The organism is Streptomyces sp. NPDC014907 (genome assembly GCF_055562975.1).
Genome location: NZ_JBVHEG010000003.1, coordinates 163,888 through 176,024, shown reverse-complemented (window position 1 = coordinate 176,024; position 12,137 = coordinate 163,888). Strand labels below are relative to the sequence as shown.

7 protein-coding genes are annotated in these 12,137 nt (G+C 72.2%); 5 read left to right on the top strand and 2 right to left on the bottom strand.

Annotation, left to right across the window (positions count from 1 at the left end; all coding sequences use genetic code 11):
* Positions 1-220: 220 nt before the first annotated feature.
* On the bottom strand, positions 221-1,327 hold the full coding sequence (locus tag ACZ3IL_RS09970) for a LacI family DNA-binding transcriptional regulator (RefSeq protein ID WP_467388478.1): 1,107 nt from the start codon (positions 1,325-1,327) through the stop codon (positions 221-223).
* 388 nt (positions 1,328-1,715) lie between these two features.
* On the opposite strand from ACZ3IL_RS09970, the gene hisC reads away from it, so the two are divergent.
* From hisC to ACZ3IL_RS09945, 5 genes are all read left to right on the top strand, one after another.
* Complete coding sequence (gene hisC, locus ACZ3IL_RS09965; protein ID WP_467388477.1) at positions 1,716-2,813, top strand: histidinol-phosphate transaminase; 1,098 nt, start codon at positions 1,716-1,718, stop codon at positions 2,811-2,813.
* Between the two features lie 308 nt (positions 2,814-3,121).
* Entirely contained in the window at positions 3,122-4,630 is a 1,509-nt protein-coding gene (locus ACZ3IL_RS09960) for a cytochrome ubiquinol oxidase subunit I (RefSeq protein ID WP_467388475.1), read from the top strand.
* An 18-nt stretch (positions 4,631-4,648) separates the two neighbouring features.
* The gene (cydB, locus tag ACZ3IL_RS09955) at positions 4,649-5,650 is read left to right on the top strand and encodes a cytochrome d ubiquinol oxidase subunit II (protein ID WP_467388473.1); all 1,002 of its coding nucleotides are present in this window, start codon (positions 4,649-4,651) and stop codon (positions 5,648-5,650) included.
* 40 nt (positions 5,651-5,690) lie between these two features.
* Positions 5,691-9,356, top strand: a complete 3,666-nt coding sequence (gene cydD, locus ACZ3IL_RS09950) for a thiol reductant ABC exporter subunit CydD (protein WP_467388472.1) — start codon at positions 5,691-5,693, stop codon at positions 9,354-9,356.
* A 20-nt stretch (positions 9,357-9,376) separates the two neighbouring features.
* Positions 9,377-11,119, top strand: a complete 1,743-nt coding sequence (locus ACZ3IL_RS09945; RefSeq protein WP_467388471.1) for a GAF domain-containing sensor histidine kinase — start codon at positions 9,377-9,379, stop codon at positions 11,117-11,119.
* Positions 11,120-11,164: 45 nt separating this feature from the next.
* On the opposite strand, the gene ACZ3IL_RS09940 is transcribed toward ACZ3IL_RS09945, so the two are convergent.
* Positions 11,165-12,037, bottom strand: coding sequence for a Cof-type HAD-IIB family hydrolase (locus ACZ3IL_RS09940; RefSeq protein ID WP_467388470.1), 873 nt, complete (start codon positions 12,035-12,037; stop codon positions 11,165-11,167).
* Positions 12,038-12,137: the final 100 nt, after the last annotated feature.

The window sequence follows — 12,137 nt, the reverse complement described above, 5'->3', positions numbered from 1 at the left end:
GGAGTGGTCCGCGGTGTCGTCCGCCCATCATAGGAATGAGGGTCCTCCTATGGGACGCACCAGGGTGGTGAATCCGGGTCCACTCCGGGTTCACCGGTCGTTTCGTCCGAATTGAGAAGGTGTAATCCCGGGTCGGGGCCGGTGTGGTGTTCGGTTTCGCCGTTCCCGCCCTCGGGCAGGGTCGGGAACGGCGTGTTCGGGGCCGCCGCCCGCGGGAGGGTCAGTCCTTCGCGGGCGAGCGCGGCGGGCTGACCGTCGTGCGGGGCGGACGGCGCTGCGAGGAGGTGCGGACGATGAGTTCGGTGGGTATCACCTGTTCGACCGGGCCGTCGGTCCCGGCCCCTTCGATGGCGTCGATGAGGAGCTGGACGACGGCCGTGCCGATCCGGCGCGGCTGGAGCGAGAGCGTGGTGATGGGCGGTTCGGTGGTCGCGTAACCGGCCGACTCGCTGCAGCAGACCAGCAGGAGGTCGTCCGGGACGCGGAGCCCGTAGCGGCGTGCGGCCGCGAGGAGGTCGGTTCCGTTGGGGTCGAAGAGGCCGTACACGGCGTCGGGCCGGTCCGGGCGGGCGAGCAGCCGGTCGGCCGCGACGGCGCCCGCGCACGGGTCGTGCGCCGGATAGGCCTCGTAGACGGGGTCCTGGCCCACGCGCGCGCACCAGTCGAGGTACGCGGTGGTGGAGAGACGGGTGTACGTGTCGGTGGTGGTGCCGGTGAGGAGGCCGATGCGGCGTGCGCCGGCGGCGGCGAGGTGGTCGAGCAGGTCGAGGACGGCGGCTTCGTGGTCGTTGTCGACCCAGGCGGTGACCGGAAGGGTGCCGGCGGGGCGCCCGTCGGAGACGACGGGGAGGCCCTGGCGGACCAGTTCGGTGACGACCGGGTCGTGGTCGGAGGGGTCGATGACGACGGTGCCGTCGAGGGCGACGTTCGACCAGACGTCGTGGCGGGAGGTGGCGGGGAGGATGACCAGGGCATAGCCCCGGGCGAGCGCGGCCGACGTGGCCGCCCTGGCCATCTCCGCGAAGTACGCGAATTCGGTGAAGGTGAAAGGTTCATCCCCGTACGTGGTCACGGTCAGGCCGATGAGTCCCGACTTCCCGGTACGGAGCGTGCGGGCCGCCGCCGACGGGCGGTAGCCCAGCCGGTCGGCGACCTCGCGGACGTGGCGCCGGGTGGCGTCGGGGAGCCGGCCCTTCCCGTTGAGCGCGTCGGAGACAGTCGTGATGGAGACCCCGGCGGCGGCGGCCACGTCCCGGATGCCCGCCCGGCCCTGCCGGTTTCCCCGGGTCTGTGCCCGGCTCACCTGGTGCTTCCCTGCTGCTGTCATGGCGAGCTGATAGTAGGGCGACGGAGGGCGGTCGGGACGGACGCGCTCATGGACGTTGACAGGCACGTTTCTGCATGATCAAAACGCGCAACTGCCAGAAAAGATAAGGCAATTGGCGGCACGCGCCTGCGTTTCACGGGTGGCGGGCGGCGCGGGCCTGGCGAGGGGGTGGCGTGGGGAGGCGGTCTCAACTCACCTCTACGGGGGACGCGCGCCACGGCGTTCGCCACCGGCGCACGCCACCCGGGCGCGCGCTCCCCCCGTCGGAGGAGCCCCGGGCGCGCCCCCTCGGCGTGTCCTTCCCGTTGTCCACAGCCCATTCGCACCGGGGCCGAATCCTCATAAGGTGAGGAGCATTGGTGGTACGTACGGTCGAGGAGGCCACACTGTGAGCGAGACCAGCGGGACGAGCACCGGCAGCCCCAGGCTGCGCGCCGAGCTGGACGGTATCCCCACCTACAAGCCGGGCAAGCCGGCCGCCCAGGGCGGCCCCGTGGCCTTCAAGCTGTCCTCCAACGAGAACCCCTATCCGCCGCTGCCCGGGGTCCTGGAGAGCGTGGTGGCCGCCGCCGACACCTTCCACCGGTACCCGGACATGGCCTGCACCGGACTGATCGCGGAGCTGGCCGAGCGCTTCGGCGTGCCCGCCTCCCACGTGGCCACGGGCACCGGCTCGGTCGGGATCGCGCAGTCGCTGATCCAGGCCACCTCGGGCCCGGGCGACGAGGTGATCTACGCCTGGCGCTCCTTCGAGGCGTACCCGATCATCACCCAGATCAGCGGGGCCGCCTCGGTGCAGGTGCCGCTGACCGACGGCGAGGTGCACGACCTCGACGCGATGGCGGAGGCGATCACCGACCGGACCCGGCTGATCTTCGTCTGCAATCCGAACAACCCCACGGGCACCGCCGTGCGCCGGGCCGAGCTGGAACGGTTCCTCGACCGGGTGCCCTCCGACGTCCTGGTCGTGCTCGACGAGGCGTACCGGGAGTTCGTGCGCGACACCGAGGTCCCCGACGGCATTGAGCTGTACCGCGACCGTCCCAACGTCGCCGTGCTGCGCACCTTCTCCAAGGCGTACGGCCTGGCCGGGCTGCGGGTCGGCTTCGCGATCGCCCACGAGCCGGTGGCGGCGGCGCTGCGCAAGACGGCGGTGCCGTTCGGCGTGAGCCAGCTGGCGCAGGACGCGGCGGTGGCCTCGCTGCGGGCCGAGGACGAGCTGCTGGGCCGGGTCGGATCGCTGGTGGCCGAGCGCGAACGGGTCCGCGCGGCCCTGGTGGCCCAGGGCTGGACCGTGCCGGACACCCAGGCGAACTTCGTCTGGCTGCGGCTCGGCGAGCGGACGGTCGACTTCGCGGCGGCGTGCGAGCGGCACGGTGTGGTGGTGCGGCCGTTCGCGGGCGAGGGCGTGCGCGTCACCATCGGCGAGGGCGAGGCGAACGACCTCTTCCTCCAGGCGGCCGAGGGCTTCCGCAAGGAACTCTGAGGAACGGTCCCGTCCGGCCGGGCGCCCCGGACGCCCGGCCCGTCGGGTTCCTGATGCCCGGCCCGGGCCCCGGAGGTCCGGATCCGGCCCCCGCGAGCACCCCCGCTCGCGGGGGCCTCTCCATGCCGGCTCCCGTGTGAGGAACGAGACATTCCTGGTGGGGGCCCCGAAGACAAGTACGGATTTCATATGAGCCATAATGCTTGTGAATGTGAACGCGTTCACAAGCGTGTCCTGTTCATGCCGTCATGGTCGGTATGGGAGGGCAAACCGCCGATATGACCACGGCGATGTAAGGAGAGACCGACGTGGACCTCGCTCTTGCGCCAGAGACTCTGGCGCGCTGGCAGTTCGGCATCACCACCGTCTACCACTTCCTCTTCGTCCCCCTGACGATCTCCCTGGCCGCGCTCACCGCCGGGCTCCAGACGGCCTGGGTGCGGACGGAGAACGAGAAGTACCTCAGGGCGACGAAGTTCTGGGGCAAGCTCTTCCTGATCAACATCGCCATGGGCGTGGTCACCGGCATCGTGCAGGAGTTCCAGTTCGGCATGAACTGGTCCGACTACTCGCGCTTCGTCGGTGACATCTTCGGCGCCCCGCTCGCCTTCGAGGCGCTCATCGCCTTCTTCTTCGAGTCGACCTTCATCGGCCTGTGGATCTTCGGCTGGGACAAGCTGCCGAAGAAGATCCACCTCGCCTGCATGTGGATGGTCTCCCTCGGCACGGTCCTCTCCGCGTACTTCATCCTGGCGGCCAACTCCTGGATGCAGCACCCCGTGGGCTACCGCATCAACGAGGAGCGCGGCCGGGCGGAACTCACCGACTTCTGGCACGTGCTCACCCAGAACACGGCCGTCGCCCAGTTCTTCCACACCATCACGGCGGCCTTCCTGGTCGGCGGCGCGTTCATGGTCGGCATATCCGCCTTCCACCTGGCGCGCAAGAAGCACGTCCCGGTGATGCGGACCTCTCTGCGGCTCGGCCTGATCACCCTGATCATCGCCGGCCTCGGCACCGCCGTCAGCGGTGACCTGCTCGGCAAGGTCATGTTCAAGCAGCAGCCGATGAAGATGGCCGCCGCCGAGGCCCTCTGGGACGGGGAGGCACCCGCGCCCTTCTCGGTCTTCGCCTACGGCGACGTCGACAAGGGCCACAACAAGGTCGCCGTCGAGATCCCCGGCCTGCTGTCCTTCCTCGCGAACGACGACTTCAGCTCGTACGTCCCCGGCATCAACGACGTCAACAAGGCCGAGCAGGAGAAGTACGGCCCCGGCGACTACCGGCCCAACATCCCCGTCGCCTACTGGGGCTTCCGCTGGATGATCGGCTTCGGCATGGCCTCCCTGACCCTGGGCATGATCGGCCTCTGGCTGACCCGGAAGAAGTTCATGCTGGCACCGGGACTGAGGACGGGCGAGGACGAGGTGCCGAACCTGGTCCTCTTCAAGGACAAGGCCCTCAGCCCCGGGATCGGCCGGTGGTACTGGATCGTCGCCCTCTGGACGATGCTCTTCCCGCTGATCGCCAACTCCTGGGGATGGATCTTCACCGAGATGGGCCGTCAGCCGTGGGTGGTCTACGGGGTGCTGCGCACCCGTGACGCCGTCTCCCCCGGTGTTTCCCAGGGCGAAGTCCTCACCTCCATGCTCGTCTTCACCCTGCTCTACGCCGTCCTCGCGGTCGTCGAGGTCAGGCTCCTCGTCAAGTACATCAAGGCGGGGCCGCCCGAGCTGACCGACGACGACCTCAACCCGCCCACCAGGATCGGCGGGGACACCCGTGATCCCGACCGGCCCATGGCCTTCTCGTACTGAGGCTCAGGAGATCGAGGCATGGAACTCCACGACGTCTGGTTCGTACTCATCGCCGTCCTCTGGATCGGCTACTTCTTCCTCGAAGGGTTCGACTTCGGGATCGGTGTCCTGACCAGGCTGCTCGCCCGCGACCGGGTCGAGAAGCGGGTCCTCATCAACACCATCGGCCCCGTCTGGGACGGCAACGAGGTGTGGCTGCTCACCGCCGGCGGCGCGACCTTCGCCGCGTTCCCCGAGTGGTACGCGACGCTGTTCTCGGGCTTCTACCTGCCCCTGCTGCTCATCCTGGTCTGCCTGATCGTCCGGGGCGTCGCCTTCGAATACCGGGCGAAGCGCCCCGAGGAGAAGTGGCAGCGCAACTGGGAACAGGCCATCTTCTGGACCTCGCTGCTCCCCGCTTTCCTCTGGGGCGTGGCCTTCGGCAACATCGTCCGGGGCGTGAGGATCGACGCGGACATGGAGTACGTCGGCACCCTCGGAGACCTGCTCAACCCGTACGCCCTCCTCGGCGGTCTGGTCACGCTCACCCTGTTCACCTTCCACGGCGCGGTCTTCGCCTCGCTCAAGACGGTCGGGGACATCCGTGTCCGGGCACGCGCGCTCGCGCTCAAGCTGGGTCCGGTCGCGGCGGTGCTCGCACTCGCCTTCCTGATCTGGACCCAGGCGCACACCGGGAACGGCCGGAGCCTGGCGGCGACGGTGGTCGCGGCGGTGGCGCTCGTCGGCGCGATCGTCGCCATCGGGGCGGGACGCGAGGGCTGGTCGTTCGCGCTCTCGGGCGTCACGATCGCCGCCTCGGTGGCGATGCTCTTCCTCGCGCTCTTCCCGGACGTCATGCCGTCCTCGCTCGACCCGGCGTGGAGCCTCACCGTGACGAACGCCTCGTCGAGTCCGTACACGCTCAGGATCATGACGTGGTGCGCCGCGATCGCGACCCCGCTGGTGCTGCTCTACCAGAGCTGGACCTACTGGGTGTTCCGCAAGCGGATCGGTACGCAGCACATCGCCGACGCCCACTGAGGACCGCTGTGGAAACCAGGCCGACGCTCACCAGAGGGGCATGTTTCACGTGAAACCGATCGATCCGCGTCTGCTCCGGTATGCCAGGGCCACCCGTCTCTTCCTGATCGCGGTGGTCGCGCTGGGCCTCGTCGGAGCGGCGCTGGTCGTCGCCCAGGCGATGCTCATCGCCGAGATCGTGGTGGGGTCCTTCCAGGAGGACCGGACGGTTTCCGCCCTGACCACCCCCCTGCTGCTGCTCGCCGGGGTGGCGGTGGCGCGGGGGGCGGTCTCCTGGCTGACCGAACTCGCCGCCCACCGGGCGAGCGCGGCGGTCAAGTCCGAACTGCGCGGCCGGCTCCTCGGCCGCGCCGTCGCCCTCGGCCCCGGATGGCTCGGCGGCCAGAAGGCCGGCTCGTTGATCACCCTCGCGACGCGGGGCGTGGACGCGCTCGACGACTACTTCGCCCGCTACCTTCCCCAGCTGGGTCTCGCGGTGGTCGTACCGGCGGCGGTCCTGGCCCGGATCGTCACCGAGGACTGGGTGGCGGCGGCGATCATCGTCGTCACGCTGCCGATCATCCCGCTCTTCATGATCCTCATCGGCTGGTACACCCAGTCCCGGACGGACCGGCAGTGGAAGCTGCTCTCGCGGCTCTCCGGCCACTTCCTCGACGTGGTGGCGGGCCTGCCCACCCTCAAGATCTTCGGCAGGGCGAAGGCCCAGGCCGAGTCGATCCGCGTGATCACCTCCGCGTACCGGCAGGCGACGATGCGCACGCTGCGGATCGCCTTCCTCTCCTCCTTCGCCCTCGAACTGCTCGCCACGCTGTCGGTCGCCCTGGTCGCCGTGACCATCGGCATGCGGCTGGTCCACGGAGGCCTCGACCTCCACACCGGTCTCGTCATCCTGATCCTGGCTCCCGAGGCGTACCTCCCGCTGCGGCAGGTGGGGGCGCAGTACCATGCGGCCGCGGAGGGACTCGCGGCCGCGGAGGAGATCTTCGCCGTCCTGGAGCAGCCGGTGCGCGAGGGCGGAACGGCCGCGGTGCCGGACTCCACGCGCCTGGAACTGGACGCCGTGACGGTGCGCCACGCCGGGCGGGCCGAAGCGTCGCTCGACGCGGTGACGCTGACGGTCGAGCCGGGCGAGACGGTGGCCCTGGTCGGACCGAGCGGCGCCGGGAAGTCGACGCTGCTCGACGTGGTCCTCGGATTCACCGCCCCGGAACCGGGCGGCTCCGTGCGGGTCGGCGGCCGGGACCTCGCGGAACTCGACGCGGAGGAGTGGCGGTCGCGGATCGCCTGGGTACCGCAGCACCCGTACCTCTTCGCGGGGACGATCGCCGAGAACGTACGGCTCGCCCGCCCGGACGCCACCGACGAAGCGGTACGGGAAGCGCTGCGCGACGCGGGGGCGGACGGGTTCGTCGCCGGTCTCCCGGACGGGCTCGACACCCCGCTCGGCGAGGACGGCGCCGGACTCTCGGCGGGACAGCGGCAACGGCTCGCGCTCGCCCGCGCCTTCCTGGCCGACAGGCCCCTGCTGCTGCTCGACGAGCCCACGGCCGCACTGGACGGCGAGACGGAGGCGGGCGTGGTCGACGCGGTCCGGCGCCTCGCGGCCGGCCGGACGGTCCTTCTGGTGGTCCACCGCCCGGCGCTCCTCGCGGTGGCGCACCGGGTGGTGAGCCTGGCGGGGCCGGCCACCGGCGTGACAGGCGGACCGGTCACGGCCGGGGAACCGGCCGCCGGTGACGCCGGCCCCGGCGGGGTGCCGACCTCGGCCGACGGCGTCGGTGCGGCCGCCGGGCCCGGCGCGTCCGGTCCGGAAGTCCGGGCGGGGGCGGACGGAACCGCCGACGGCGTCCCGGACGGGCCGGCCGGTGCGACGGCCCCGCGCGGCGTGCTGCGGCGGGTCCGGGACATGGCGGGGGAACTCGGGGGACGCATGGGGCTCGCGCTGGTGCTCGGGAGCCTCGCCCTCGGTTCCGCCGTCGGGCTCATGGCCGTGTCCGGCTGGCTCATCTCCCGGGCCTCCGAACAGCCCCCCGTGCTCTACCTGATGGTGGCGGTCACCGCCACGCGCGCCTTCGGCATCGGCCGGGCCGTCTTCCGGTACACCGAACGGCTCGTCTCGCACGACGCCGTCCTGCAGCTGCTCGCCGACCTCCGGGTCTCCGTCTACCGGAGCCTGGAACGGATCGCTCCCGCCGGTCTGCGGCGCACCCGGCGCGGCGACCTGCTCGCCCGGCTCGTCCAGGACGTCGACGCGCTCCAGGACTACTGGCTGCGGTGGCTGCTCCCGGCGGGCGCCGCGCTCGTCGTGGGCGTCGTGTCCACCGGGTTCACCGCCTGGCTGCTGCCCGAGGCCGGTGCCGTCCTCGCGGTGGGCCTGCTGGTCGCGGGGGTCGCCGTACCCGCGGCCGGCGGGGTCCTCGCCCGCCGGGCCGGACGGCGGCTCGCCCCCGCGCGCGGCGCCCTGGCGTCCGCCGTGGCCGATCTGCTCCGCGGCTGCGCCGAGCTGACGGTGGCCGGTGCCCTGCGGAGCCGTGTCGAACGGACCCGGTCGGCGGACCGGACGCTCACCGGCATCGCCTCCCGGCAGGCAGCGGCCGCCGCGCTCGGCGCCGGGCTCTCCGCCCTGGTCTGCGGCCTCACGGTCGTAGCCGCCGCGATCGCCGGCGTCCAGGCCGTGCGGGACGGCCGGCTCGACGGGGTGTCCCTCGCCGTGGTCGTCCTGACGCCCCTCGCCGCCTTCGAGGCCGTGACCGGGCTGCCGCTCGCCGTCCAGTACCGGCAGCGCGTCAAGCACAGCGCCGAGCGGGTCTTCGACGTGCTCGACGCCCCCGTGCCCGTACACGAGCCGGGGACGCCCGTCGCGCCTCCGGAGGGGCCGTTCCCGCTGGAGCTGGCCGGGGTGTCCGCCCGGTACGCCGGCCAGGACCGTCCGGCGCTCGCCGGTTTCGGGCTCACCCTGGAGGCCGGGCGCCGGGTCGCCGTCGTCGGCGCCTCCGGCTCGGGCAAGACCACGCTCGCCCAGGTGATGCTGCGGTTCCTGGACGCGGAGCAGGGCACGTACCGGATCGGCGGCGTGTCCGCCCGGGAGCTGGACGGGGACGCGGTACGGCGTTTCGTCGGCCTGTGCGCCCAGGACGCGCACCTCTTCGACAGCTCCGTCCGCGAGAACCTGCGGCTGGCCTCGGTCGGCGCCGGTGACGGGGAGCTGCGCGAGGCGCTGCGCCGGGCCCGGCTGCTCGACTGGGTGGAGGGACTGCCGCAGGGGCTGGACACCCTCGTGGGTGAACACGGCGCCCGGCTCTCCGGCGGCCAGCGCCAACGGCTCGCGCTCGCGCGGGCCCTTCTGGCGGACTTCCCGGTCCTCGTCCTGGACGAGCCGGCCGAACACCTCGACCTCGCCACCGCCGACGCGCTCACCGATGACCTGCTCCGGGCCACCGAAGGGCGCACCACGGTCCTCATCACCCACCGGCTGCACGGCCTCGACGCCGTCGACGAGGTCGTCGTCCTGGACGGGGGAAGGACCGTGCAGCGCGGGCCGTACGCCGAGCTGGCGGTGGTGGAGGGCCCGCTGCGCCGGATGCTGGAACGGGAACGGGAGGCCGATCTGCTCGCCACCGCCGCGGCGACCGGGACGGCCGGTGACTGGCACCACGGCGGTGAGCGGGTGCCCGACGCGCCGCAGCCGACTTTTCTCACCAAATAGGGCTTACTAGGCTCAAGCGCATGACCGCCACCGAGTCCGGTGCCCCGGACCCCCCGGAAGCAGCCACCGAGTCCACGGGCCCCCCGGAGGCCGCCGCTCGGGCCGCCCGCAGCCTCCAGGGACTGTCCACGGAGCTCACCGCCCGTGTGCCGCAGCTCCTGGAAGCCATGCGTTCGGTCGGCAGCGGACTCGAACTCCACACCACCCTCGACCGCATCTGCGAGACCGCCGCCGAACTCGCCGACGCCCGGTACGCGGCGATCGGCGTCGTCGACGACGAGGGCGACGGCCTCTCCGACTTCGTCACCTTCGGCGTCGACGAGGAGGTGGCCCGCGGGATCGGGCACCTCCCCGACGGGCACGCGGGACTGCTCGGAGCGCTGATCCGGGACCCGGGGACCATCCGTCTCGCCGACCTCTCGAAGGACCCGCGCGCGGCGGGCTTCCCGCCCGGACACCCGCCGATGCGGAGCTTCCTCGGCGTCCCCATCCGGGTCCAGGGCGAGATCTTCGGCAATCTCTATCTCGCGGAGAAGCGCGACGGGAGCGAGTTCGGCGACTACGACGTGCACATGGTCCGGGTGCTCGCCACCGAGGCCGGCATCGCCATCGGGAACGCCCGCCTGTACGAGGCCGCGCGGCAGCGCGAACGGTGGATCGACGGCTCGGTCGCCGTCACCACCGCCCTCCTCTCCGGCGGTGACGCCGACGACTCCCTCACCGTCGTCGCCGAGCAGGCCCGCCGGCTCGCCGACGCGGATGTCGGCATCGTGCTGCTCCCCGCGGAGGAGGGCGGCCTGGAGATCGTCGCCGTCTCCTCGCCCCGTCCCACGAAGGCGCTGGGCGTGGTGATCCCGCCGGAGAGCGGCGCCGTGCAGCGGCTCCTGGCGGGCGAGGCGGTCTTCCTGACGGACGCCTCGACGGACCCGCGCGTGATCGGCCCGCTGACCTCCGAGTACGGACCGAGCATGATCCTTCCGCTGCAGAGCGGCGGCCGGGTGCTCGGCGCGCTCGCCACTCCCCGGCTGCTGGGCGGCCGGCCGTTCACGGAGATGGAGCGGACGCTCGCCGAGCAGTTCGCCTCGCAGGCGGCGCTCGCCCTGATGATGGCCGAGGCGCAGCGGGACCGGGAACGCCTCGCCGTGTACGAGGACCGCGACCGCATCGCCCGTGACCTGCACGACCTGGTCATCCAGCGGCTCTTCGCCACCGGCATGATGCTGGAGAGCGCCCAGCGCCGGTCGATCGTGCCGGCCGTGCGCGAGGGCGTGGGCAAGGCCGTGGACGAGCTGGACGTCACCATCCAGGAGATCCGTACGGCGATCTTCTCGCTCCAGCAGGGTCCCGCCGAGGCGCCGGCGGGGCTGCGCACCCGCGTCCTGCGGGAGATCAACATGGCGGCCGTGCCGCTCGGCTTCAAACCGGCGCACCGCTTCCTCGGCGCGATCGACTCGACGGTCGGCGAACTCACCGGCAAGAACCTCGTCGCCGCCCTGCGCGAGGCGCTGTCCAACGCCTTCCGGCACGCGGACGCGAACCGGATCGAGGTGGTCGTCGACGCCGGAGCCACCCTGCCCGACGGTTCCGCCGGGGTGCGTCTCTCGGTCGCCGACGACGGCGTCGGCCTCCCGGAGGGCGGACGGCGCAGCGGTCTGCGCAACCTGGCCCGGCGGGCGGAGTCCCTGGGCGGCGCGAGCTGGTGCGGGCCGGGGATCGGTGAGGGCGGCGGCGGTACGACGGTGGTGTGGGAGGCACCGTTGTGAGGAGGACGGCCCGGCTCCCCGGGGCCCCACCCGGGCCGCCACCCCCTACGGCGCGTCCGGAGCCCCGGCCAGGGCTTCGGCGACGAGCCGTTCGATGACGAGGGCCACCCCGTCCTCGTTGTTGCCCGCCGTACGGCCGGTGGCCGCGGTGATCACATCGGGGTGGGCGTTGCCCATCGCGTACGAGCGGCCCGCCCAGCTGAGCATCTCGATGTCGTTCGGCATGTCCCCGAAGGCGACGACCTCCTCGGCCGCGATGCCGCGCTCGGCGCAGCACAGGGCCAGTGTGGAGGCCTTGGAGACCCCGAGGGCGCTGATCTCGACGAGGGCGGTGGGGCTGGAACGGGTGAAGGCGGCCAGGTCGCCCGCCGCCGTCCTGGCCACGGCCAGGAACACGTCGGGGTCGAGGTCCGGGTGCTGGGCGAGCAGCTTGAGCACGGGGGCGGCCGCCCCCGCCTCCTCCTCGAAGAGGAGCTTCTCGGCGGTGGCGACGGTGGCGCCGGGGTCGAGGAAGAAGGGCGGGTAGTGGGGCTCGTAGTGGATGCCGGTGGTGAGCTCGACGGCGAAGGAGGTGCCGGGCGCGGCGGCGCGCAGGGCCTCGACGACGTCGAGGGCGACCGTCCGCTCCAGCGGACGGACCTCCAGGAAGGCGCCTCCCGCGTGGAGGTCGACGACGGCGGCGCCGTTGGCACAGATCGCCATGCCGTGCCCGTGGACGTGGGCGCTGACGACGTCCATCCAGCGGGCCGGGCGGCCGGTGACGAAGAAGACCTCGATCCCGGCGCGCTCGGCCGAGGCGAGGGCGGCCACCGTGCGCTCGGAGACGGTCTTGTCGTCACGGAGCAGCGTGCCGTCGAGATCGGTGGCGATCAGCCGGGGCGCCGGGGCGGAAGAACGCGGGGAACGGGGAGAGGTCACCGCCCCATTCTTCCGTATCGCGCGCACGGGCGTGCGGGGAGTCGCACATATGAGTGGCGAGAGGGTCGGAAAGGGGTGGGGCGGGAAGCCGGGCGGATGT

What these genes read in the sequence shown, in the direction of transcription:
- cydB (WP_467388473.1), top strand. Translation starts at nt 4,649, where the DNA reads ATGGAACTCCACGACGTCTGGTTCGTACTCATCGCCGTCCTCTGGATC.
- ACZ3IL_RS09945 (WP_467388471.1), top strand. Translation starts at nt 9,377, where the DNA reads ATGACCGCCACCGAGTCCGGTGCCCCGGACCCCCCGGAAGCAGCCACC.
- ACZ3IL_RS09970 (WP_467388478.1), bottom strand. Translation starts at nt 1,327, where the DNA reads ATGACAGCAGCAGGGAAGCACCAGGTGAGCCGGGCACAGACCCGGGGA.
- cydD (WP_467388472.1), top strand. Translation starts at nt 5,691, where the DNA reads ATGTTTCACGTGAAACCGATCGATCCGCGTCTGCTCCGGTATGCCAGG.